Source organism: Neoaquamicrobium sediminum (assembly GCF_013240295.1).
Classification (GTDB): Bacteria; Pseudomonadota; Alphaproteobacteria; order Rhizobiales; family Rhizobiaceae; genus Aerobium; species Aerobium sediminum.
The window spans coordinates 763,572-785,520 of the sequence record NZ_JABETK010000002.1 but is presented as its reverse complement, the minus strand read 5'-3'; the positions used below and the strand labels follow the sequence as shown (position 1 = coordinate 785,520).

Annotated in this window: 21 protein-coding genes, 1 tRNA gene and 4 pseudogenes; 15 read left to right on the top strand and 11 right to left on the bottom strand. The window is 63.6% G+C overall.

Annotated elements, in window-relative coordinates; all coding sequences use genetic code 11:
- Positions 1-46: 46 nt before the first annotated feature.
- Positions 47-688 carry a gamma-glutamylcyclotransferase family protein gene (locus HK436_RS15715; protein WP_173191258.1) on the bottom strand — a complete coding sequence of 214 codons (642 nt, stop codon included), beginning with the start codon at positions 686-688 and terminating at the stop codon, positions 47-49.
- A gap of 156 nt (positions 689-844) precedes the next feature.
- Here HK436_RS15715 and HK436_RS15705 point away from each other — a divergent pair.
- Positions 845-1,770 (top strand): annotated as a pseudogene (locus tag HK436_RS15705) (alpha/beta hydrolase family protein).
- Here HK436_RS15705 and gor read toward each other — a convergent pair.
- The 3 genes from gor to rpiA all read right to left on the bottom strand — a co-directional run bounded on the left by gor (position 1,767) and on the right by rpiA (position 4,543).
- Positions 1,767-3,155: a glutathione-disulfide reductase gene (gene gor / locus HK436_RS15700; RefSeq protein WP_173191252.1), complete on the bottom strand. Its 1,389-nt coding sequence runs from the start codon at positions 3,153-3,155 to the stop codon at positions 1,767-1,769. The pseudogene HK436_RS15705 and the gene gor overlap by 4 nt on opposite strands.
- Before the next feature lie 104 nt (positions 3,156-3,259).
- A complete protein-coding gene (locus tag HK436_RS15695; protein WP_173191250.1) occupies positions 3,260-3,826 on the bottom strand; it encodes a DUF2059 domain-containing protein in 567 nt (188 codons plus the stop codon).
- Between the two features lie 18 nt (positions 3,827-3,844).
- Entirely contained in the window at positions 3,845-4,543 is a 699-nt protein-coding gene (gene rpiA, locus HK436_RS15690; protein ID WP_173191248.1) for a ribose-5-phosphate isomerase RpiA, read from the bottom strand.
- A gap of 124 nt (positions 4,544-4,667) precedes the next feature.
- Between rpiA and HK436_RS15685 the strand changes: the two genes are divergently transcribed.
- Together HK436_RS15685 and HK436_RS15680 are read left to right on the top strand one after the other, a co-directional pair.
- Positions 4,668-5,351: a phosphoglycolate phosphatase gene (locus HK436_RS15685; protein WP_173191246.1), complete on the top strand. Its 684-nt coding sequence runs from the start codon at positions 4,668-4,670 to the stop codon at positions 5,349-5,351.
- 68 nt (positions 5,352-5,419) lie between these two features.
- Positions 5,420-5,494: transfer RNA gene (locus tag HK436_RS15680), tRNA-Val, on the top strand.
- Positions 5,495-5,549: 55 nt separating this feature from the next.
- Here HK436_RS15680 and HK436_RS15675 read toward each other — a convergent pair.
- Both HK436_RS15675 and HK436_RS15670 read right to left on the bottom strand, forming a co-directional pair.
- Positions 5,550-6,986 carry a L,D-transpeptidase family protein gene (locus HK436_RS15675; protein WP_173191244.1) on the bottom strand — a complete coding sequence of 479 codons (1,437 nt, stop codon included), beginning with the start codon at positions 6,984-6,986 and terminating at the stop codon, positions 5,550-5,552.
- Positions 6,965-7,747 (bottom strand): hypothetical protein, encoded by a 783-nt coding sequence (locus HK436_RS15670; protein ID WP_173190142.1) that lies wholly within the window; start codon positions 7,745-7,747, stop codon positions 6,965-6,967. Before HK436_RS15670 ends, HK436_RS15675 begins: the two co-directional genes overlap by 22 nt.
- A 222-nt stretch (positions 7,748-7,969) precedes the next feature.
- Here HK436_RS15670 and HK436_RS15665 point away from each other — a divergent pair.
- Positions 7,970-9,587 (top strand): annotated as a pseudogene (locus tag HK436_RS15665) (fumarate hydratase).
- A gap of 25 nt (positions 9,588-9,612) precedes the next feature.
- Here HK436_RS15665 and HK436_RS15660 read toward each other — a convergent pair.
- On the bottom strand, positions 9,613-10,509 hold the full coding sequence (locus tag HK436_RS15660; RefSeq protein ID WP_173191242.1) for an alpha/beta fold hydrolase: 897 nt from the start codon (positions 10,507-10,509) through the stop codon (positions 9,613-9,615).
- Positions 10,510-10,556: 47 nt separating this feature from the next.
- On the opposite strand from HK436_RS15660, the gene HK436_RS15655 reads away from it, so the two are divergent.
- Positions 10,557-11,012 carry a MarR family winged helix-turn-helix transcriptional regulator gene (locus tag HK436_RS15655; RefSeq protein ID WP_173191240.1) on the top strand — a complete coding sequence of 152 codons (456 nt, stop codon included), beginning with the start codon at positions 10,557-10,559 and terminating at the stop codon, positions 11,010-11,012.
- Positions 11,013-11,021: 9 nt separating this feature from the next.
- Here the strand turns inward: HK436_RS15655 and HK436_RS15650 are convergent, their stop codons facing one another.
- On the bottom strand, positions 11,022-11,633 hold the full coding sequence (locus HK436_RS15650; protein ID WP_173191237.1) for a pyridoxamine 5'-phosphate oxidase family protein: 612 nt from the start codon (positions 11,631-11,633) through the stop codon (positions 11,022-11,024).
- Position 11,634: 1 nt separating this feature from the next.
- Entirely contained in the window at positions 11,635-11,988 is a 354-nt protein-coding gene (locus HK436_RS15645) for a gamma-butyrobetaine hydroxylase family protein (RefSeq protein ID WP_173191236.1), read from the bottom strand.
- A gap of 177 nt (positions 11,989-12,165) precedes the next feature.
- On the opposite strand from HK436_RS15645, the gene moaA reads away from it, so the two are divergent.
- The 10 genes and pseudogenes from moaA (at position 12,166) to HK436_RS15595 (ending at position 20,499) form a co-directional block, all read left to right on the top strand.
- Positions 12,166-13,176 (top strand): GTP 3',8-cyclase MoaA, encoded by a 1,011-nt coding sequence (gene moaA / locus HK436_RS15640; RefSeq protein WP_173191234.1) that lies wholly within the window; start codon positions 12,166-12,168, stop codon positions 13,174-13,176.
- 155 nt (positions 13,177-13,331) lie between these two features.
- Positions 13,332-14,051 (top strand): annotated as a pseudogene (locus tag HK436_RS34020) (DMT family transporter); the annotation flags it as partial.
- 162 nt (positions 14,052-14,213) lie between these two features.
- Positions 14,214-15,419, top strand: coding sequence for a multidrug effflux MFS transporter (locus tag HK436_RS15630; RefSeq protein WP_173193519.1), 1,206 nt, complete (start codon positions 14,214-14,216; stop codon positions 15,417-15,419).
- Positions 15,420-15,435: 16 nt separating this feature from the next.
- A complete protein-coding gene (gene mobB / locus HK436_RS15625; protein ID WP_244648990.1) occupies positions 15,436-15,939 on the top strand; it encodes a molybdopterin-guanine dinucleotide biosynthesis protein B in 504 nt (167 codons plus the stop codon).
- A gap of 149 nt (positions 15,940-16,088) precedes the next feature.
- Positions 16,089-16,868 (top strand): ABC transporter substrate-binding protein, encoded by a 780-nt coding sequence (locus HK436_RS15620; RefSeq protein ID WP_173191230.1) that lies wholly within the window; start codon positions 16,089-16,091, stop codon positions 16,866-16,868.
- A 96-nt stretch (positions 16,869-16,964) separates the two neighbouring features.
- Positions 16,965-17,678 carry an ABC transporter permease gene (locus HK436_RS15615; RefSeq protein ID WP_173191228.1) on the top strand — a complete coding sequence of 238 codons (714 nt, stop codon included), beginning with the start codon at positions 16,965-16,967 and terminating at the stop codon, positions 17,676-17,678.
- Positions 17,675-18,508, top strand: a complete 834-nt coding sequence (locus HK436_RS15610) for an ABC transporter permease (protein ID WP_173191226.1) — start codon at positions 17,675-17,677, stop codon at positions 18,506-18,508. Before HK436_RS15615 ends, HK436_RS15610 begins: the two co-directional genes overlap by 4 nt.
- 40 nt (positions 18,509-18,548) lie before the next feature.
- Positions 18,549-19,418, top strand: coding sequence for an NAD(P)-dependent oxidoreductase (locus HK436_RS15605; RefSeq protein WP_173191224.1), 870 nt, complete (start codon positions 18,549-18,551; stop codon positions 19,416-19,418).
- 9 nt (positions 19,419-19,427) lie between these two features.
- Positions 19,428-20,114: pseudogene (locus HK436_RS15600) on the top strand (DNA alkylation repair protein); the annotation flags it as partial.
- A 136-nt stretch (positions 20,115-20,250) separates the two neighbouring features.
- Positions 20,251-20,499: a DUF6074 family protein gene (locus HK436_RS15595; protein ID WP_194248633.1), complete on the top strand. Its 249-nt coding sequence runs from the start codon at positions 20,251-20,253 to the stop codon at positions 20,497-20,499.
- A 15-nt stretch (positions 20,500-20,514) separates the two neighbouring features.
- Here HK436_RS15595 and HK436_RS15590 read toward each other — a convergent pair whose 3' ends face one another.
- Complete coding sequence (locus HK436_RS15590) at positions 20,515-21,222, bottom strand: gamma-glutamyl-gamma-aminobutyrate hydrolase family protein (protein WP_173191220.1); 708 nt, start codon at positions 21,220-21,222, stop codon at positions 20,515-20,517.
- 177 nt (positions 21,223-21,399) lie between these two features.
- A complete protein-coding gene (locus HK436_RS15585; RefSeq protein ID WP_173191218.1) occupies positions 21,400-21,891 on the bottom strand; it encodes an Lrp/AsnC family transcriptional regulator in 492 nt (163 codons plus the stop codon).
- Between the last annotated feature and the right edge of the window lie 58 nt (positions 21,892-21,949).

Sequence of the window (21,949 nt, the reverse complement as noted above, 5' to 3'; positions counted from 1 at the left end):
CGGTTTTTCGGGAACGCGGCTCCTTACACTAGAGCTAATGTTTATTCTACCCCGCATTCGTCTGCGATTCGACCGCAATCAAGCCGCGACCTGAAAGTACGCCGTCGAACCGCCGCCGCTGCGCATCGTCGAGGCTGACCGCACGCGGGTAGATCGGCTCAGCTCGGTCATCATGGATGCCCACCTCGAACCCTTCGGTTTCGGTCAGGAAACGCGCCAGCCCTTCTTCGCCATGCTCGGACAAGAAACCCAGCAGTACTGCATCGAGATAGGACCGCAATATGCGTGGCGGCTCGGGATGCGGCGGCAGATGTTCCTCAGCGACGTAGACATATGTCAGGCATCGATATGGAGCCGGAGCAAGGAGCTCGAGATCGCCGTCGACAATCTCGATGCGCCGGTAGCGCGCTTCACGCGCGTCGACGGCTGCGAGGTTCTCCATGCGGTCGAAGACCAGCAGTCCATCGCATATGGAACTCTCATCCTGCCGCACCGAAAGAAGTGCTGCCGGAAAACCCGGCATGTCGGGGCGCGGCCGCCAGTGCCGCCGCCAACCTTTAAGCCGCGCAGGCACGGCCGCCAGAATATCGGTGCGGTGGGTGGTGCGGCAGACAAGCGACCCGTAGCCGAAATAGGCGACGACGGCGTTGTCGGAAAGTTCGGAGGCATCGACTGAGTTGTCATTCATACCCGCAGGCTAGCTTGTCTATCACGCCCGCCGCAAGCACAGGCATTTCCGTTCAGGCTTGAACATTTTCTGTTGATTTTGACGTTAACGTCAATGCTACGGTTATGCATTGTTCGGCTTTGCAGCCGGAGCCGCTCCATAACCGGAAACGATCCGATGTCGCAGAAACCAGCCCGCGTGATCCAGCCGTCCGAACCTGCCCATGTGGATGCCACCAAAAACCCTGTCACAATCAGCACGGAGGACGGCTTTCCGCTGGGCGGCACGCTGTGGCAGGGCGACGGCGACGGACCGCTTGTCCTGATCTCATCCGCCACCGCCGTGCCGCAGGCCTCTATGCACGCTTTGCGACCGCGCTGATGGAGGAAGGCGCGCGGGCGGTACTGACATACGACTATCGCGGCACGGGCATGTCACCGCGGCCTGAAGGATGGTCGCGGCGCATTGACTACAAGGAATGGGCACTCAGGGATTTTCCTGCCGCGTGCCGGACACTGGCTGCGGTCGATCCTGGCCGCGAGCTGGTGGGGGTTGGTCAGTCGCATGGCGGGCACGCGTTCGGCCTTTCCGGCGTTTCGGACCGTTTTTCGCGCTACGCGATGGTCGCCACCATGTCGGGTTATCTCGGCCTGCTCGACGACCGCTGGGCGTGGGCGCGGATGAACCTTGTCGGCGTGCCGGTCTCGCTCTGCTTCCGCGACACGCCGCGCTGGATGGGCATCGGCGAGCCGATGCCTTCCTCGTGCTTCCGCGACTGGGCGCGCTGGTGCCGGATGAAGAACTATTTCTTCGACGATCCGGATTTGCCCGAGACTGCGCGCTACGGCGAAGTACGGCGTCCCATCCTCGCCATCGGCCTCACCGACGATCCATGGGCTACGCCCCGGGCGGTGGATCATTTCATGGCGCGCCACACCAACGCGCCGGTCGAGCAGCGCTGGATTTCGCCGCAGGAAGCCGGTGGGCGCGTCGGCCATCTCGGCTTCTTCCGCTCCCGCTTCGCCGAAACGCTATGGCCGCCGCTGATCCGATGGCTGCTGCAAGGCGAAGAGATGACGCTGGGTCGCAGCAGGGCAGCCTAGACGCGCTCGCCGTTCTTCACGCGATAGGTGGGCTGATACATCGTCACCAGTTCCTCGGCGGCGGTCGGATGCACGGCCATGGTGGCGTCGAAAGCGTCTTTGGTCAGCTGCGCCTTGACGGCGATGCCCAGAAGCTGTGCCATCTCGCCGGCATCGACGCCGAGGATGTGGGCGCCGACAACGCGCCGCGTCGCCGCATCGACCACCAGCTTCATGATCATCTTTTCCTGACGGCCGGAAAGCGTGTGCCGCATCGGCCGGAACTCGGCACGGTAGATTTCCAGCTCGTCGAAGCGCTTCGCGGCATCTTCCTCCGACAGGCCGACGGTGCCGATCTCGGGCTGCGAGAACACCGCCGTGGCGATGGCATCGAAATCCGGCGTCGTCGGCTTGTCGCGGAAGACCGTATCGATGAAGCACATCGCCTCGTGGATCGCCACGGGCGTCAGCTGCACGCGATTGGTGACGTCGCCGATGGCGTAGATGTTATCGACATTCGTACGAGAATAATCGTCGACAACGATCTCGCCGACGGTGCCGGTTTCCACGCCCGCCTGCTCGAGCCCCAGCCCTTCGGTATTGGGCGTGCGGCCCAGCGCCAACATGAGCTGGTCGACGGTGAGCGTCTCGTCGTTGCTCAGTGCGATCTCCAGCTTTCCATCCGCCCGCTTGCCAATGTTGTGGGCGACTGCGTGGCAGATGATGCGGATGCCCTTGTCCACCATCGCCTTGTGAACGCCGCGGCGCATGTCCATGTCGAAACGGCCGAGAATTTCCTTGCCGCGATAGACGAGCGTCGTCTCGACACCCAGCCCATGGAATATGTTGGCGAACTCGACGGCGATGTAACCGCCGCCGGCTATCGCGATCGAACCCGGCAGCTTTTCAAGGTGGAATGCCTCATTGGAAGTGATGGCATGTTCGTGCCCTGGCAGCGCCGGGTGCGGGGTAGGCCTGCCGCCGGTGGCAATCAGGATGGTGCGCGCGGTGACGGTGCGGTCTTCCTTGACGATGCGCACTGTGTGCCGGTCCAGCAGGACCGCTCGGCTTTCGATGATTTCGGCGCCGGCCTTTTCGAGCCCCAGCCTGTAAAGGCCCTCCAGCCTTGCGATCTCGCGGTCCTTATTGGCGATCAGTGTCGGCCAGTCGAATTTGGCCTCGCCGACGCTCCAGCCATAACCTGCGGCATCCTCGAAATGCTCGGGAAACTGCGAGGCGTAGACGAACAGCTTCTTGGGCACGCAGCCACGGATGACGCAGGTGCCGCCAAAGCGGTATTCCTCTGCAATCGCAACACGCTTGCCCATGCCCGCAGCAAGACGGCCCGCACGAACACCACCGGATCCGCCACCAATGACAAAAAGGTCGTAATCGAATTCGGTCATTGGCGCGCTCCCGCTGCTTTTATGATGGGCTTCACGTAAGCGCTGAGCCGCCAAAGAAAAGCCCGGCGCAAAGGCCGGGCTTTTTCCGAATACCGTCGTGGAGACTACTGGTTGGCCGTGCCCTGCGCGGCACCTTGGTCGGGCGCAGTTCCGTCAGTGACCCGTGCGACCCCTACCCGCTCCTCAAGCTTCTGGCCAACCTGCTGCGTCATGTCGCGCGCGATGCCACGCCCCCATATTTCGGCTGCCTGGCGAATTTCGCGTATCACGATAGGCGCGTTGTCCATAACCTTCTGGCCGGTGGTCGTGGCGTAGAACGCGGAAATATCCTTCAACTCCGCTTCGGAGAAAATGCGGGCGTAGATCAAAGCAACCTCACGCTCCAGGTCTCCGCGGCGTGCGGCGAGGGAAATCGCGGTCTCGTCGACAACCGCGTTGATGTCGGATTCGAGGTTGGGGTTCTGCTGGATCAGCTCGTTCTTCACGCCAAGCGCCGTTTGCGGCAGGATCGCGTCGTACTCGTTCGTCGTACGCATTGCCCCAATGGCAGCGCGCGCGGCGGCTAGGTGCGAGTCGGAGATTTCCTGCGCGATAGCCGGCTGCGCCACCGCAAGCATTGCGAACGCTCCAACGACGGCTGCAATGTGACGGGATTTATTGGCCAGAATCATGATGTTGCAAACTCCTGTTTAAGCAGCGGCCCGCACCGTTCTCACGCCGTCCGCGTCCGCGACGATCGCCGCATCGGCCAGTTCCAGAAAGAGACCATGCTCGACCACGCCGGGTATGGCATGAAGTGCATCGCTAAGGGCTCTTGTATCGGGAATGCGGCCAAAAGATGCGTCGATGATGAAATGCCCGCCGTCTGTAACAAAAGGCTCGCCGTTCGTCATCCTCAATGTCAGCGGGCCGTCGAGCCCGAGACGGGCGGCCGCCTCGCCGATCGCGATCTCGGTCGCGCGCAGGCCGAACGGGTTGACCTCGATCGGCAACGGAAAGCGGCCCAGCGTGTCGACCAGTTTCGAAGCGTCGGCGATGACGATCATGCGCGCCGAGGCGGCCGCGACGATCTTCTCGCGCAGCAGCGCGCCGCCGCCGCCTTTGACCAGCGTCAAGGCGGGATCGATTTCGTCGGCGCCGTCTATGGTCAGGTCGAGGCGCGGCGTCTCGTCCAGCGTCGACAGCGGCACGCCCAGTTCACTGCAAAGCCGCGCCGTACGTTCTGAGGTCGGGACGCCGATCACAGTCATCCCCTCACCCACTTTTACGGCGAGCAGCCGGACGAACTCCTCCGCCGTAGAGCCGGTGCCGATGCCCAGCTTCATGCCGTCGGCAACATGGGTCAGCGCCTCGCGCGCCGCTTCGATCTTCAGTTGTCTGGCGTCCATCCCACTGCTCCTACGGTCTCGTTGGAAGGTGCCCTAGCAGTTTTGCCGGACGGCGCAAGACTTGCCCGGCCCGGCAAGGCACGCTATCGCGGTCTCACCCGTGGATATTGAGGATTTCCCGCCCATGAAACGACCGATTGTCGTCTTCGACCTCGACGGAACGCTGGTCGACACCGCGTCCGACCTGCTCGCCAGCCTCAACCACTGCCTCGGAATTGCCGGTCTCGCCCATGCCGAGCCGGCGCAATTGCGCAGCTTCGTCGGCATGGGTGGGCGTGTGATGATCGAGCGCGCCTTCGCCGCTCAGCAGAAATCGCTGTCGCCAACAACGCTCGACAAGCTTCAGGCCGCGTTCCTGGACCATTATGGCGGCAACATCCCGGGGCTGTCCCAACCCTATCCCGGCGCGGTTGCGGCGGTCGAGCGCTTCGCGGAAGCCGGATATGCGGCTGCCGTCTGCACCAACAAGTTCGAGGGCCTTTCGAAGAGCCTGATCGATGCGCTGGGCCTGTCGTCGCATTTTTCGGCGATCTGCGGGCAGGACACATTCGCGTTCCGCAAGCCTGACCCGCGCCATCTGCTCGAAACCATCGCGCTCGCGGGATGCGATCCGGAGCGCGCCATCATGATCGGCGATTCCCGCACGGACATCGACACGGCCAAGGCCGCTGGCATCCCGGTCGTCGCCGTCGATTTCGGCTATACGGACCGCCATGTCCGCGAGTTCGAACCCTCGCGCATCATCTCGCATTTCGACGAATTGACGGTCGCCATGACCGACGATTTGCTGCGCGCGGTAGCCAACTGATCGGTTCTTGACTTCCCCCTGCCCCGCCCCTTATATCGCGGCTCCTTCGGGGCGATCACGCCCTGTTCGGGCGCGTAGCTCAGCGGGAGAGCACACCCTTCACACGGGTGGGGTCACAGGTTCAATCCCTGTCGCGCCCACCATCCGCCAAGTCGGATGGTGATACTCATCTCACTCCCCGGAGACTGAAGATTACCCTCACGCGCCGGGCGCGCGCAGGGCCTCCACCTTGTCGATCGCCGCTTTCGTCCTTTCGTCGCGGCCGTAGACGTCGTCGTAATAATGGACCTTGCCGGCCTCGTCCGGCCACGCCGTGAAGTAGCCGACATAGACAGGCACCTCGACATCGAGGTTCTGGCGCGAATGCGGCTGCTCGAGGCGCGCGTCGACGCGGCTACGCTCCCAGCCGAGTACGGCTGCGGCCATGCCGCGCGGGTCGGCAAGACGGATGCAGCCGTTCGAGACAGCGCGGTTGTCGCGGTCGAAGAGCTGCTTTTCCGGCGTGTCATGCATGTAGATCGCGTGTTTGTTGGGGAACATGATCTTCAGTTCGCCCAGCGCGTTGCCGCGCCCGGGACGCTGGCGCACGTCGAATGGCACGTTGGCGCCGTATTGCGACCAGCTCACCGAGGAGGACGGCACCGTCCGCCCGCGCCGGTCGACCACCTCGAAGCCGTTGCGGTCGAGGTAAGACGGGTCGGAATAGAGCTTGGGCAGGTACTTGTTGACCAGGATCGAGCGCGGCACGCCCCAATAGGGGTGGAACTCGACATACTGGATCTTGTCCTGGAAGAAATAGGTCTGCGTGCGCGTCGAGCCCACGACCGTGCGCATCGACAGCTTTTCCTTGCCGTCCTCGACATAGGTCGCCTTGAAGGCTGGCGTATTGATGAAGACGTGCCGGTCGGGCAGTTGCGAAGGCAGCCAGCGTGCCTGTTCCAGCGCCACCTCGGCCTTTTCGATGCGGCCGGCCCGGGTCTCGCCCGCCAGCGCGCGGATGGTGCGCGGGCCGATCACGCCGTCGGCGCCCACACCGGCCAGTTTCTGGGCGGCCTTGATGACCGGAGCCAGCTCCTGTGCATAGGCTTCGCTGCCGAGGTGCCGTGTCAGCACGTCGCCGTGCTCCGCACGGAATGCCTCGTCGGCACGCTGGCCGATAAGGCTCAGGATTTTCGGGAACTCCGGATTGGTCTCGCCCGGCCGGATAACAGTGTTCGGTGCGATCACGATCTCGTTTTCGTCCGCCGCGCGCAGCATCTCCAGTTCGACCCGCAGCGCTTTGTAGCGCGCGTTCTGCGGATGCTGGGCTTCAAGATATGCCGCGACATCGTCGGCGGTACGCGCAAGCTGAAGGGCCGCGACCGCGTCGAGTTCCCTGGGCGCGAAGTCGTGATAGCCGGAGATGCGGTTGGGATCGATACGCCCCGAGCGCGCGTCGCGGATATAGCGCAGCATCCGTGCCGACAGCTCCATCTCAAACGCCGCCAGTGCTGCATCGTCCGCGTCCGTGCCTGGCACGGTGACGGCGTAATCCTGCGGCTCCAGCCCATGGCTGGCCGCGTCGCCAAGCGTGCGCAAGGCGCTGCGGGCACGCTCGTTCGGCCGCCCGTCGCTCACCCAGATGAATTCAGGCACGGCCGTGTAATGGGCGACGATCGCGTCGGCTGCTTCCTTTCCGCCAGAAGTTCGACCTGCTGCAGCGATGCGATCTCGGCATTGGTCAGCGGCTGGGGCGCTGGCAGTGCGGATACCTGCTCCATCGCCGGCGCATCTTCGACCTTCGGCATCTCTGCGGTGGCAGTGCCCTCGCCGATCAACTGCGCGTCCTCGACCCTGGGCACGGAAACGGCCTGCTTTGCAGCCTCCCCGATCAGTTGGGCATCCTCGACGCGTGGCAATGCAGCAGACGGGCTTTCCGCGACATCCGTCGTTTCCGTCGCGGTCGTAGAGCTCTCGCCAGCCGCCGGATCGGCTTCCAATACGCTTTCCACAGCATCGAGGGCGGTGTCGACCTCTGCCCCAATCGCCTCTGAACCGTCCGAGGGCGCGGCTTCCATTGCAACGACCGTGGAGCCGACCGATTCGTTGTCGATACCAGTAGGTTCGAGCGCGGCCTCCTCGTCTGCCCGTACAGGCTTGATCGCCGCGAAATCGACACGCACGAGAGCGTCGGTCTTGTAAGTGTAATATTGTGGCCCGGTGACGCGCGGCGGCGCAGGACGTGCCGGCGCCTGTTGAACCACTGGCGGTGGCGCCTCGCGCTCGACGCGGCGCTCGCGATTGCCGAACAGCCGCTCGAAGAGGTTCTGCGCGGATGCGGACGGAGCACCGGCGACCAGCATCGCCGCGATGGCCGTCGTCGAAACCGCCAGGGCGCGGCTGCGCGTCAATCTCATGTCGATCCCCCTTTGTGCCTGATCCGGCGTCGTCATTGAAATGTCGCGCGACTATACGGGCGCGGCGGCATCGCGTTAAGCGAAAACGGGCATCACGGATGCGCGAGCACCGGTGGTTGCGGCTTGCGTGCCACAGCCCCGCGATTGGCATCCCGGCAACACGCCGCTAAAGAGACCGCGCAAGACCCGCCAGCATCTACGCCAGCAACGGAACGTACAGCCATGGCCGACCAGGCAACAGCCAGTCTCTTTCCCCTCGGTGCCGACGAGACACCTTACCGCAAGCTCACCTCGGACTTCGTGTCGGTCGACACGTTCAAGGGGCAGGAAATCCTGACCGTGGAGGCGGAAGGCCTGCGGCTCCTTTCCGAAACCGCGTTCTCCGACATCAATCATCTTCTGCGGCCGGGCCATCTCAAGCAGCTTGCCTCGATCCTCGAAGATCCGGAGGCCACCGACAACGACCGCTTCGTTGCCTACGACCTTCTGAAAAACGCCAATATCGCAGCCGGCGGCGTGCTGCCGATGTGCCAGGACACCGGCACCGCGATCATCATGGGCAAGAAGGGCCGCCGCGTCTGGACCGAGGGCGGCGACGACGCAGCGCTGGGACAGGGCGTGCTCGACGCCTACGAACGCAAGAACCTGCGCTATTCGCAGCTCGCACCGCTGTCGATGTTCGAGGAGAAGAACACCCGCAACAATTTGCCGGCGCAGATCGACATCTACGAGGAAGGCGAGGACGCCTACAAATTCCTGTTCGTCCCAAGGGCGGCGGCTCGGCCAACAAAACCTTCCTCTACCAAGGCACGCCGTCTCTGCTGACGCATGATCGGCTGATCGCGTTCCTGAAGGAAAAGATCCTGACGCTGGGCACCGCCGCCTGCCCGCCCTACCATCTCGCCATCGTCATTGGCGGCACCTCGGCCGAGATGAACCTCAAGACGGTCAAGCTCGCCTCGACCCGCTATCTCGACAGCCTGCCGACCAGTGGCGGCGAAGACGGCCACGCCTTCCGCGACCTGGAAATGGAAGCGGAAGTCCACAAGCTCACGCAGCAGATGGGCGTGGGCGCGCAGTTCGGCGGCAAGTATTTCTGCCACGACGTGCGGGTGATTCGCCTCCCGCGCCACGGCGCATCGCTGCCGATCGGCCTCGGCGTCTCATGCTCGGCCGACCGGCAGGCCAAGGGCAAGATCACGAAGGACGGCATCTTCATCGAGGAGCTTGAGACCAACCCTGCCCGCTACATGCCCGACATCGACGAGGAGAATCTGACCTCGCATGTGGTGCGCATCGACCTGAATCAGCCGATGGACGCGATTCTCAAGGAGCTGTCGCAACATCCCGTAAAGACGCGGCTTTCGCTCTCCGGCCCGATCATCGTCGCGCGCGACATCGCGCACGCCAAGATCCGCGAGCGGCTCGAAAACGGCGAGCCGATGCCAGACTATTTCAAGAACCACCCGATCTATTATGCCGGTCCGGCCAAGACGCCGGCAGGCTACGCGTCGGGCTCGTTCGGGCCGACGACGGCCGGCCGCATGGATTCCTACGTCGACCAGTTCCAGTCGTTCGGCGGTTCGATGGTGATGCTCGCCAAGGGCAACCGCTCGCGGCAGGTGCGCGAGGCGTGCGGGCGCCATGGCGGCTTCTATCTCGGCTCGATCGGCGGGCCCGCCGCCCGGCTTGCCCAGGACTGCATCAAAAAGGTCGAGGTGGTCGAATATCCCGAACTCGGCATGGAGGCGATCTGGCGATCGAGGTCGAGGATTTTCCGGCCTTCATAGTCATCGACGACAAGGGCAACGACTTCTTCAAGGAACTCAATCTGGGCTGAGCGGCAAAGCCGGCGAGCCAAGGACTCAGGCCACCGGTTCCTCGCCAAAAAGCGCGAAACCGGCAATCGCAGCCGACACCTCGTCGTCGGCGAGGATGCGTCGATGTCCCCTGCCCGGCGCGCGCATCAGCCGCGCGCCGGCGGCCTCGAAGCGGCGGGCCTCCTCGAACGGCACTTCCTTGTCGTCCGGCGCGTGAATTGCCAGCGTCGGCGTATCCATCACGCGAAGCTGATCCGCTCCGACGAAATCCTCCAGCGGGCGGCCGGCGACGCGCTCCACCTCCTGCGACAGCGCGACCTGGGTGCGTGTACCGAGCCCGAGGAAGCGCCGGAAATCCTCGAAGATGGCCGGCATCGAACTCGGCGCGGAGACGAGAATCAGCCGCTTCGTGCGCACCGGCGCGATCCCGCGGATCGATCCGGCCACCGCGTTGACCGCAACCGCTCCGCCGAACGAATGCCCCACGATCGCGGCAAACGGGCCGAACCAGTCGGCGGCGGCGCGCACGGCAGCAACGGCTATCGCCAGATTGAGCCGCCGTCCCGGGGATGCGCCATGCCCGGGCAGGTCGATCGCGATCACCCGGAAGCCCTCGCCACGCAAGGTCGTGATGATGGTACGCATATGCTCGGTCCGCGAGCGCCAGCCATGAATGACGAGCACCACCGGCGCGCCATGCCCCACGTCGCTGCGGAAATCGTGGGCGACGACACAGCCGTCCGGCGTTGCGAGCCAGTGGTGCCGGGCCTCGGCCATGAAGGGCGCGGCATCGCCCAGAACGGCGGCCTCGCGCGGCGAAACATGCTGTGGATGCGGCGTGCGGCAGAAAAGCTCGAAGGCAGCGCGCCCGGTCAGGCGCGGCGCGATTTGTTCAGCGAGCGCGAATGCGCTACGGAAAAGCAGGAAACCAACGGTTGCCATGGATGTGACTCGCTAGATAGTTCAAGCATGAACAGAATAGTTCAATCATGAACAATAAACAAGCCCTCCCCTGGGACAATCCGCGATTCCGCAACTGGATCGCGATGGTGCGCGCCGAAAAGGCGGTCGTGCGCGAACTGACGCACGCGCTGGCACCCTTTGACCTCAAGCTCGGCCAGCTCGATGTGCTGATGAACATCTACCGCCATCCGGGCATGTCCCAGCACGACGTGGCGCGAAAGCTGCTGATCGGCCGCTCGAACATCACCATGCTTCTGCCGCAGCTTGAAAAGCAGGGGCTGATCCGGCGCGAGGGCGACAAGAAGGACAAGCGCGTCATGCGTCTGTTCCTGACCGAAGACGGCGAAGCAAGGCTGATGGAAGCGCTGAAGGTCTACACCGCGCTCATCGACCGCGTCATGGCGCAATCGACGCCTGCCCAGTGCGATGCGATGGGCGAGCAGATGCGACGCATCGAGGAAATGCTCAGCGGCGACGATTAAAGCCGCGCGTCACCACATCGTTTTTCGGGCGCGCTCCGGCCATTCCGCGTCGTAGGCCTCGCCGTCGATGCGGGCCTGGCTGGTCGCCGCGAGGATTTTGCCCGGCGTCGGCAGGCTTTTCGGATCGACGTGGCGGTCCGGGTTCCAGAGTTCGGAACGCACGATCGCCCGTGCGCACTGGAAATAGACCGCCTGTATGGTGATGACGATCACCGAGCGCGGTGCTTGGCCGTCGACGGCGAAAGACGCGCAGAGCTCCGGATCGATCGACAGCGTAGCCTTGCCGTTCACCCTCAGCGTCGTGCCCGAACCCGGCACCAGAAACAGCAGGCCGACCCGGCCGTCGCGCACGATGTTCTTCAGCGAATCAACCCTGTTGTTGCCGCGTCTGTCGGGCATCAGCAGCGTGCGCTCGTCTGCCACCCGCACGAAGCCGCGCAGGTCGCCGCGCGGCGAACAATCCAGCCCCTCCGGCCCGTTGGTGGCCAGCGCCACGAAGGGCGACGCCTCGACGAAGGCGATATATTCCGGGATCAACCGGTCCAGTTCCTTGACCAGCGACGCCTCGCCCGGCGTCCCATAGATCGCCTCGAGTTGCTCGACGCTGGTGATTTCGGTCATGTCAGCGCTCCCTCGAAAGCCCTTTGGCGGCCAGTTCGTCCAGATAGGACTGCCAGCGTGATTCTTTTTCATGACCGAGCGTGTGGAAATAATCCCAGGTGAAGATGCCGGTGTCGTGCATGTCGTCGAAGATGATGCGCACGGCATAATTGCCGACGGGCTCGACCTTGACGATCGCAACGTCCTTCTTGCCGGGCACGGTCACCCGCTGATCGGGCGAATGACCCTGCACCTCCGCCGAGGGCGACAGCACTCGCAGCAGCTCGGCCGGAAAGGCAAAAGGCGCGTGGCCCGGAAAGGTAACGGTCATCAGGCGCCTGTCCTTGGACACGCGCAGTTCTGTGGGGGCGGTCATTCGCATTGGTCCGGGTTGGTTTCGGCGGCGACACTAGCTCCGCCGATCGTTGCTGGCCATACGCATTGCGGCCCTGGCCCTTGAATTTCCAAGACGATTGCCCGACATTCGCAGGTAGAAACGCAAGCGCAACCAACGCGACAGGCGCGAAAATCGCGCCAGAGGAAACGCAGGCCCATGAGCTTTGCAGGCAGCAGCATGATCGATCCGTTCGGACGCTCGATTTCCTATCTGCGCGTCTCGGTCACCGATCGTTGCGACTTCCGCTGCACCTATTGCATGGCGGAGGACATGGCTTTCCTGCCGAAGAAGGACCTGCTCAGCCTGGAAGAACTCGACCGGCTCTGCACCGTCTTCATCGAGAAGGGCGTGAAGAAGCTGCGGTTGACCGGCGGCGAGCCGCTGGTGCGCAAGAACATCATGCACCTCGTGCGCCAGCTCTCGCGGCACCTTGAGAGCGGCGCGCTGGAAGAGCTGACGCTGACAACCAACGGCTCGCAGCTCGCGCGCTTCGCACGGGAGCTCGCCGATTGCGGTGTGAAGCGCATCAACGTCTCTCTCGATACGCTCGATCCCGAAAAATTCCGCACCATCACCCGCTGGGGCGATCTCTCCAAGGTCATGGCGGGCATCGAGGCGGCGGGAGCGGCCGGCCTCAAGATCAAGATCAACGCCGTTGCGCTGAAAGGCTTCAACGACTCGGAACTGCCCGAGATGCTGCGCTGGGCGCATGGCCGCGGCATGGACCTGACCGTGATCGAGACGATGCCGATGGGCGAGATCGATGCTGACCGCACCGACCAGTACCTGCCGCTCTCGCAGTTGCGTGCCGATCTGGAGCGCCGGTTCACGCTGACCGACATTCCCTACAAGACAGGCGGTCCGGCCCGCTACGTCGAGGTCGCGGAAACGGGCGGACGGATGGGCTTCATCACGCCGCTCACGCATAATTTCTGCGAAAGCTGCAACCGTGTCCGGCTCACCTGCACCGGCATGCTCTATATGTGCCTCGGCCAGAACGACGATGCCGACCTGCGTGCGCCGCTGCGTGCATCGGAAGGCAACGAGCTGCTTTCCAACGCCATCGACGAGGCGATAGGGCGAAAGCCGAAAGGCCACGACTTCGTCATCGACCGGCGCACCAGCAGGCCCGCCGTCGCCCGCCACATGAGCGTCACCGGCGGTTAGCGGCTCAACTCCGGCCCTTATGGCCTCATCATTCGACGGTGCTGTCCGTTGCCTTGGCCCGCCCCGGGCCATAGGTCTGTGCCAATACAGAATCGCCGGACCCGCCCTTGTCACTCTCCCCGAACCTGCGCGCCTCGCTTTTCATCGTTATTTCGATGGCGGGCTTCACCATCAACGACGCGATCACCAAGACGCTGGTCGGCAGCATGAACCAGGGCCAGGTGATGCTGGTGCGCGGCCTGTTCGCGACGCTGATGATCGGCGCGCTCGCCTGGAGCCAGGGTGCTTTGCGCAACCCGCGCCAGGCGGCCCATCCCATGGTGGCGTTGCGCGTGACCGGCGAACTCGTCGCGACCGTCCTCTTCCTGATCGCGCTGACGAGGATGCCACTCGCCAACATTTCCGCCGTGCTGCAGGCGCTGCCGCTTGCCGTCACCATGGGGGCTGCGCTCTTCTTCGGCGAGACGGTTGGCTGGCGGCGCTGGCTGGCGATCGCCGCCGGCTTCACGGGCGTGATGATCATCGTCCGACCCGGACTGGAAGGCTTCAACGCCTATTCTCTGGTGGCCCTCGTCTGCGTCCTGTTCTGCGCGGTCCGCGACCTTGCTACCAAGCAGATACCTGATGAAGTTCCGTCCCTGCTGGTTTCGACGCTTACCTCCGCAGCGATCACCATCGTCGGCGCCTTTCTGATCCCGATCTTCGGGGGATGGACGCCGATGACCACCGGCGAGGTTGGCCTGCTGGCGGCGGCTGCCGTTCTGGTTCTGGTCGGCTACCAGTTCATCATCATGGCGATGCGCCTTGGCGACATTTCCTTCGTTGCGCCGTTCCGCTATACGGCGCTGATCTGGGCGATCCTGCTCGGCTATCTGATCTTTGGCGACATACCCGACGGCGTCATGATCCTCGGCGCGTCGATCGTCGTCGGCTCCGGCCTCTACACGCTCTATCGCGAACGCAGGGTGGGCCGAGAAAAGCCCGCCGCGAAAGCACCGGGCCCAACATGGCCCCCGACGGGCTTTAAGGTTGCACGCATGACAGGCCCGCTTTTGAACAGAAACACGCCGCCGCATATCCTGACGCTGGTCATCGCCACCGCGACCGGGGCGCTTGCGATGAACGTGTTCCTGCCGTCGCTGCCCGGCATAGCGCGCCATTTCAATGCGGACTACGCGCTCGTTCAGCTTGCGGTGTCGCTCTATCTGGCTGCCACGGCCGTGCTCCAGCTCTTCATCGGCCCTGCCTCCGACCGGTTCGGGCGGCGTCCGGTGATGCTCACCTGTTTCGCGATATTCCTTGTCGGTTCAGTCGCCACGATCTGCGCGCCCACCATCGAGCTGCTGCTTGCTGCGCGATTGCTTCAGGCGTTCTCAGCCGCCGGCATGGTGCTGTCGCGGGCGATCGTGCGCGACACCGTCAGCACCGACGAGGCCGCCAGCAAGATCGGCTACATCACCATGGGCATGTCGGTGGTGCCTATGGTCGGCCCGGCGATAGGTGGAATTCTCGACGAGATGTATGGCTGGCAGGCGTCTTTCCTGCTGACGCTCGGCTTTGGCGTGCTGGCCTTCGCGGTCGTCTTCTTCGACCTCGGTGAGACGAACCACAGCAGATCGACCAGCATGATGGCCCAGGTGAAGGGCTATCCGGAATTGATGCGTGCACGCCGTTTCTGGGGATACACGCTCACTGCCGCCTTCACCTCGGGCACCTTCTTCGCCTTCCTCGGCGGCGGCCCCTATGTCTCGACCGAGATGCTCGGGCTGAGGCCATCCCAATACGGGTACTACTTCGCCCTCATTTCGGTCGGCTATATGGCCGGGAACTTTCTATCCGGCAGGTTTTCCCGCCGCATCGGTATCAACACGATGATGCTCATGGGCTGCACTGCGGCCGTGATCGGGTTGATCGGTGCGCTGACCTTGTTCGGGGCCGGCTACTACCACGCGCTGTCGCTTTTCGGTCCCACCGTGCTCGTCGGGCTGGGCAACGGCATGACGCTTCCCAACGCCAATGCCGGCATCGTCAGCGTGCGGCCGCATCTCGCCGGCAGCGCTTCGGGTCTCGGCGGCTCGATGCAGATTGGAGGGGGCGCAGTGCTGGCGATGGTGGCGGGCGCACTGCTTGGGCCGCAAACCGGCCCATGGCCACTGCTCTTCGTCATGCTCGGCTCATCCGTGGCGGCGGTACTCGCCGCGCTCTATGTCATGCATGTCGCGCGCAAGGCGGGCGAAATCTGACGCGGAGGATGGCAGCTTGGCGCAACGGGTGATCGGCATTGCCGGGTGGAAGAATTCCGGCAAGACGACGCTGACCGAGCGCCTCGTCGCTGAGCTTTCGGCGCGCGGCTGGTCCGTCTCGACCGTCAAGCGCGCGCATCACGAGGCGGACATCGACCGTGAGGGAACCGACAGTTTCCGCCACCGCAGCGCCGGAGCTTCCGAGGTGATGCTGGTGACCCCCTTGCGCTGGGCGCTGATGCATGAACTGCGCGAGGAGCCCGAACCTGACCTCGAAGCCATGCTTGCCCGGCTCTCCCCATGCGACCTCGTGATCGTCGAGGGCTACAAAGGCAGTCCGCACCCGAAGATCGAGACGCGGCGCATCGAGGCCAAAGACCAGACACCCTTGCCAGCATCCAGCAACGTGATTGCCATTGCGGCCGATCACGCCATTGCCGATGCCGCCGTTCCCGTCTTCGAGCTCGACGCGGTTCCGGCCATCGCCGATTTCGTCGAGGCGGTCACCGACCTTCGGTGATCACGAAGCTACCGCTGCGGAAGCATTTCGCGATTGCAATCCTGCTGAAAACAATGGGAATATCGCCTTCAAAGTGCGCGGCAAGCCGCACTTGAGACGATCGCCGCGATCGAAAGAACGCGGCGTATCCATAAGCAGAGAGGAACATTATGCGTATTTCTTCACGAGTTTCGCTGGCCCTGTCGGCCGCGGCCCTTGCCCTCACCATCGGCGCAGCGCAGGCGCAGGAGAAGCTCCGGATCGGCACCGAAGGCGCCTATCCGCCCTTCAACAACCTCACCGCGGACGGCCAGCTCGTTGGCTTCGACATCGATATCGCCAACGCCCTTTGCGAAGAGATGAAGGTCGAGTGTGAATTCGTCACCCAGGACTGGGACGGCATCATTCCCGCGCTGCAGGCCAATCGTTTTGACGCCATCATCGCTTCCATGTCGATCACCGACGAGCGGAAGAAGCAGGTCGACTTCACCAACAAATACTACAACACGCCGCCGGCCATCGTGGCGCCCAAGGACACCGACATCGCCGGCGTCTCGGCCGAGGATCTCGCGGGCAAGACCATCGGCGTCCAGGGCTCGACCACGCACTCCAACTATTCGGAAGCGACCTATACCGACAGCGACGTGAAGCTCTATCCGACCGCCGACGAATACAAGCTCGACCTCATCAACGGGCGCATCGACGCAGCCAATGACGACGTCACCGTGCTCGAGGAATGGCTTGCGACCGAGGACGGCGCCTGCTGCAAGATCGTGGGCACGATCACGCCGGTTGAAGAAATCCACGGCCCCGGCGCGGGCATCGCCATCCGCCAGGGCGAGGACGAGCTGCGGGAGCGTTTCAACGCGGCGATCGACGCCATTCGCGCCAACGGAAAGTACAAGGAAATCAACGACAAGTACTTCTCCTTCGACGCATATGGCAGCTAAGCGCCAAGCTTGCTGACCTGATCGGCCGAAGGCGGCGGGCGACAGTCCGCCGCCTTCGCGCAAAGCGCCAAACGCAAGCTCGAAGAACGCGGCCGCATGGAGACAACGCTCAAACTGCTCGGTTTCGGAGCGGAAGGCTGGGGCGACGAGATCGCTTCCGGGGTGCTCGTGACCGTGTCGCTGGCGCTGGCCACGCTGCCGCTCGGACTTGCGGTCGGCTTCCTGATTGCGCTGGCGAAGCAGTCGCAAGAGCGCTCGCTGCGCCTTGCGGCCAACATCTACACGACGATCTTCCGAGGCCTTCCGGAGCTGCTGACGCTGTTCCTAGTCTTTTACGGCGTCCAGCTTGGGGTGCAGCGTCTCGTTGCGCTTTTCAATCCCGGTGCCACCATCGAGATCAACGCGTTTGTCGCCGGCATGGTGGCGCTCGGCGTCGTCTTTTCCTCCTATGCCAGCGAAGTTTTCCTGTCCGCCTTCCGCGCCATTCCGCGCGGCCAGTATGAAGGCGGCTACGCGATCGGGCTCTCCACCTGGCAGACGATGCGGCTGGTCGTGCTGCCGCAGCTCGTGCGCATCGCCCTGCCCGGCCTGTCGAATCTGTGGCTGATCCTGCTCAAGGATACGGCGCTCGTATCCGTGATCGGCCTGTCGGACATCATCCGCCAGTCCGGCATCGCAGCGCGCGTCACCAAGGAGGCATTCCTGTTCTTCGGCGTGGCGTGCCTTCTGTATCTGGTCCTTGCAATCATCTCGTCCATCGCCTTCGGTTTCATCGAGCGCTGGGCGGGCCGCACGGAGCCGGCGCGATGAGCAGCACCGCAAGCCGCATCATCGAAACGATGGAGCGCCCGCCGGCACCCGCGCGGCAATGGACCGGGCAGCGCATCGCCGGACACGTTTTCATGGGCTTCTGGGTGCTCGCCGCGCTCGGACTCGCGACCTTCCTCGCAGGCGCGTGGGATAGCGAACTTTTCGCCCGCTACGCACCCAACTACGTTTCCGGCCTGATCGTCACCATCCAGCTCGTGCTGATCTCGATCCTGCTCGGCGCGCTACTTTCGGCGCCGATCGCCTATGCGCGCACCTCGCGCAACAAGTTCCTGGCATGGCCTGCCTATGCCTATGTCTATTTCTTCCGCGGCACGCCGCTGCTGGCGCAGACCTTCCTCATCTATTACGGGCTCGGCTCGTTCCGGCCGCAGCTCGAGGCGCTCGGCTTGTGGACCTTCTTCCGCGAGGCCTGGTATTGCGCCGTTCTCGCCTTCACGCTCAACACCGCCGCCTATCAGGCCGAAATTCTGCGCGGCGCGGTGCAGAGCGTGCCGCGCGGACAATGGGAGGGCGCGGCGTCGCTCGGCCTGCACCGGTTCCAGACGCTGCAGAAGATCATCCTGCCGCAGGCGCTTATCGTGGCGCTCAGGCCCTACGGCAACGAGATCATCCTGATGATCAAGGGCTCGGCTATCGTCGCGATCATCACCGTCTACGACCTCATGGGCGAGACGCGACGCGCCTATTCGCGTACCTTCGATTTCCAGACCTATATCTGGGCAGCCGTCATCTACCTTGCGATCGTGGAGACGCTGCGTAACATTATCGACTGGATCGAGCGCCGCATCACCAGACATCTCAAGCGCTGACGCGGCTTTTCAGCACCACACCGCACGAAAGGGAGCCGGCATGGCCAAGGTAGCATTTCTGGGATTGGGCGTGATGGGTTATCCGATGGCCGCGCACCTCAAGAACAAGGGCGGTCACGACGTCACCGTTTACAACCGGACCAAGGCCAAGGCCGAGAAGTGGGTGGACGAGCACGGCGGCGAAATGGCGCTGACGCCGGCAACCGCCGCAGCCGACAAGGATTTCGTCTTCGCCTGCGTCGGCAATGACGACGACCTGCGTTCTGTCACACTGGGTTCCGACGGCGCTTTCGGGGCGATGAAAAAAGGCGCGATTTTCATCGACAACACGACGGCTTCGGCGGAAGTCGCCCGCGAGCTCGACGAGGCCGCCAAGGAGCGCGGCCTCGGCTTCATCGATGCACCGGTCTCGGGCGGTCAGGCGGGCGCGGAAAACGGCGTGCTGACGGTGATGTGCGGCGGCGACGAAGCGACTTTCGACAAGGCGAAGCCTGTGATCGATGCCTATGCCCGCATGGTCGGGTTGATGGGCCCGGCCGGTGCCGGCCAGCTCACCAAGATGATCAACCAGATCTGCATTGCCGGCCTCGTACAGGGGCTGTCCGAGGGCATCCACTTCGGCAAACAAGCCGGGCTCGACATCGAGAAGGTCATCGACGTCATCTCCAAGGGCGCGGCGGGCTCCTGGCAGATGGAGAACCGCCACAAGACGATGAATGCCGGCAAGTACGATTTCGGCTTCGCGGTCGACTGGATGCGCAAGGATCTCGGCATCTGCCTCGCCGAGGCCGACCGCAACGGCGCGAAGCTGCCCGTCATCGCATTGGTGGACCAGTTCTACAAGGACGTCCAGCAGATGGGCGGCAAGCGCTGGGACACGTCCTCGCTGCTGGCGCGGCTGGAGAAGTAGGCTTCGGCAATGAATGCCCTGTCGCGCAATTCCACTGCAGAGGAAGTCATCGAGCATCTGAAATCGCTCGGCTCCGAGGAAAACCGCCAAGGTATGTTGCGCTATGGGATACGGATCGAGCGCGCGCTGGGCATCTCCCACGGCGATCAGCGGCGCATCGCCAAGGCGATCGGTCGCGACCACGAACGCGCCTTCGCGCTCTGGGATTCCGGTATCACGGAAGCGCAGTTCATCGCCTCGCTGACTGCCGACCCCAAGCGCTTCACGGCGGATGACGCGCGCCGATGGGCGGCAGAATTCGATTCATGGGACATCGTCGACGGGGTCTCCGACCTCTTCGTCGACACCGACCACTGGCTGGCCCTCATCGACGACTTCGCCGAGGACGAGCGCGAGTTCGTCCGCCGCACGGCCTTTGCGATGATGGCTTGGTCGGTGGTTCATCGGAAGAAGGAGCCGGAGGAAACCTTCCTGCACTTCCTCGAAACCATCCGCCGGCACGCAGACGACGAGCGCAATTTCGTCAGGAAAGCCGTGAGCTGGGCCTTGCGCTCGATCGGCAAGCGATCCGCAAGCCTCAACGCCGCCGCCCTGGATCTCGCGCGCGAACTCGCGGCGTCGGAAGACAAGACCCGTCGCTGGATCGGCAAGGATGCCGTGCGCGACCTCACCTCGGAAAAGAGCAGGCAGCGTCTAGAACGCATCGCCAACAAGGTCCCCCAAGCCGCGCAAAGCCTGACCGGCCAGAAATCGCGCTGTCACCCCAGCCAAAAGTCTCCTGTTAACCATTTGCCCGCTAGCCTGACGGCGAAACTCAGGAGGGGATACGGGCGTGGGCAATGCTGAGGTGCGGGCTTTCCCGCTTCATCGTCAAAGAAAGCTAGTGAGCGGCATCGCTCGCGTACTGGTATCCAAGCAGGGCGAAGAGGCCACGCTGTTCTGGCGTGAGACTGCGAAGAGTCTCCTGCAGCGGCTCATCGCGAACGGCGTGCAACAGGCGGCGGCCGAGGACGAGGTACGCGCCCTGCTCCACGTCGTGCTCTCGGAGCTCGAAACGGATGCGGCCACGGCAAGGGGCTGACGGCTCTCGAAGCCGCTACGACCGATCCCGCGCAGCCTCCACAAACGCATCGAATATGCGCAGACCCGGATGATCTTCGCCGGCCAGCTTTTCGGGATGCCACTGTACGCCCATGGCGAAGGTTTGTGACGGCACTTCGATGCCTTCGATCACGCCGTCCGGTCCGCGGGCGGTGACGACCACGTCCGCGGACGCCTCGACGATCGCCTCCCTGTGGAAGGTGTTCGCGCTGAACATCTCCTTGGCGAAGACCTCTGCCATCTTCGTGCCGGGCTCAATGAGCACCTCGTGACGCAGGTCCTTCTGGTCATGGTTCAGCGCATCCGGCCATGAGGCATGCACGTCCGAGACCATCCGGCACCCGTTCAGGCATGCGAGCATCTGCATGCCGTTGCAGACACCCAGCACCGGCTTGTTGCGCGCGAGAAATCCTTCCATCAGCGCCATTTCGACCCGCAGGCGGTCGGAGGCCGGATATTGCGACCGGTCGCCGTCGACGTACCAGGGTTCGGGAAATTCGATGCGCCCGCCGACGCTGAGAAACCCGTCGAACTGCTCAACCGTCTGGTCGACGATCTCAGGCAGGTAGGGAATGCCGAAAGGCGCGCCGCCAGCGCGGCCCACCGCGGAGAAATAGGCTTTCGACGTCTCGTAGGCGGTTCCGCCCGCACTGGTGTTTTCGTCCATGATCACGGCGATCATCGGCTTGCGTTTGATATGCATGCACCTGCCCGGCGGTCTGTTTCGTTCCGAGAGAAAGTCTTTCGAAGATTCTCCCTCGGCCGATAGTCGCCAAACGGACCGCACATGCAACGCTGTTCAGACGATACGGCTTGCCTGATCCAACAGCCCGGTGTGGCTGGCCCACGTCTAGGCCGTGTGCCGGATGAAAGCAGAAGCTCAGGCGGCGCGGTCACCGCTTTCTTTGTCGAGCACCAGATAGTCGAGCGGGAGCTGGGTCGTGTTCTTGATCTGCTCCATGGCAAACGCGGACGAGACGTCGCGTATCTCGATCTTGGCGATCAGCCGCTTGTAGAAGGCGTCATAGGCCGCGATGTCAGGCACCACCACGCGCAGCAGATAGTCGACCTCGCCGCTCATCCGATAGAATTCGACGACCTCAGGGAACTCCTGGATCACCTCGGCGAAACGCTTCAGCCATTCCATGCTGTGTGCGTTGGTACGGATCGAAACGAACACGTTGACGCGGGTGTTCACCTTCACCGGGTCGAGGACCGCCACGCGCCGCTGGATCACGCCCTCTTCTTCCAGCTTCTGGATGCGTCGCCAGCACGGCGTGGTCGAAAGGCCCACCTTCTTCGCCACGTCGGCGACGGCCAGGGTCGAGTCCTCCTGCAGCAGGCGGAGGATTTTTTTGTCGAGGCGGTCCATCGTGACAACTCCAGTAGAATTTCATGCCATGATGAGAGCAAAGCCATGCCTCGACAAG

Coding starts and splice junctions, on each gene's coding strand:
- HK436_RS15715 (WP_173191258.1), bottom strand. CDS start 688: ATGAATGACAACTCAGTCGATGCCTCCGAACTTTCCGACAACGCCGTC.
- gor (WP_173191252.1), bottom strand. CDS start 3,155: ATGACCGAATTCGATTACGACCTTTTTGTCATTGGTGGCGGATCCGGT.
- HK436_RS15695 (WP_173191250.1), bottom strand. CDS start 3,826: ATGATTCTGGCCAATAAATCCCGTCACATTGCAGCCGTCGTTGGAGCG.
- rpiA (WP_173191248.1), bottom strand. CDS start 4,543: ATGGACGCCAGACAACTGAAGATCGAAGCGGCGCGCGAGGCGCTGACC.
- HK436_RS15685 (WP_173191246.1), top strand. CDS start 4,668: ATGAAACGACCGATTGTCGTCTTCGACCTCGACGGAACGCTGGTCGAC.
- HK436_RS15670 (WP_173190142.1), bottom strand. CDS start 7,747: ATGAGATTGACGCGCAGCCGCGCCCTGGCGGTTTCGACGACGGCCATC.
- HK436_RS15660 (WP_173191242.1), bottom strand. CDS start 10,509: ATGGCAACCGTTGGTTTCCTGCTTTTCCGTAGCGCATTCGCGCTCGCT.
- HK436_RS15655 (WP_173191240.1), top strand. CDS start 10,557: ATGAACAATAAACAAGCCCTCCCCTGGGACAATCCGCGATTCCGCAAC.
- HK436_RS15650 (WP_173191237.1), bottom strand. CDS start 11,633: ATGACCGAAATCACCAGCGTCGAGCAACTCGAGGCGATCTATGGGACG.
- HK436_RS15645 (WP_173191236.1), bottom strand. CDS start 11,988: ATGACCGCCCCCACAGAACTGCGCGTGTCCAAGGACAGGCGCCTGATG.
- moaA (WP_173191234.1), top strand. CDS start 12,166: ATGAGCTTTGCAGGCAGCAGCATGATCGATCCGTTCGGACGCTCGATT.
- HK436_RS15630 (WP_173193519.1), top strand. CDS start 14,214: ATGACAGGCCCGCTTTTGAACAGAAACACGCCGCCGCATATCCTGACG.
- HK436_RS15620 (WP_173191230.1), top strand. CDS start 16,089: ATGCGTATTTCTTCACGAGTTTCGCTGGCCCTGTCGGCCGCGGCCCTT.
- HK436_RS15615 (WP_173191228.1), top strand. CDS start 16,965: ATGGAGACAACGCTCAAACTGCTCGGTTTCGGAGCGGAAGGCTGGGGC.
- HK436_RS15610 (WP_173191226.1), top strand. CDS start 17,675: ATGAGCAGCACCGCAAGCCGCATCATCGAAACGATGGAGCGCCCGCCG.
- HK436_RS15605 (WP_173191224.1), top strand. CDS start 18,549: ATGGCCAAGGTAGCATTTCTGGGATTGGGCGTGATGGGTTATCCGATG.
- HK436_RS15590 (WP_173191220.1), bottom strand. CDS start 21,222: ATGCATATCAAACGCAAGCCGATGATCGCCGTGATCATGGACGAAAAC.
- HK436_RS15585 (WP_173191218.1), bottom strand. CDS start 21,891: ATGGACCGCCTCGACAAAAAAATCCTCCGCCTGCTGCAGGAGGACTCG.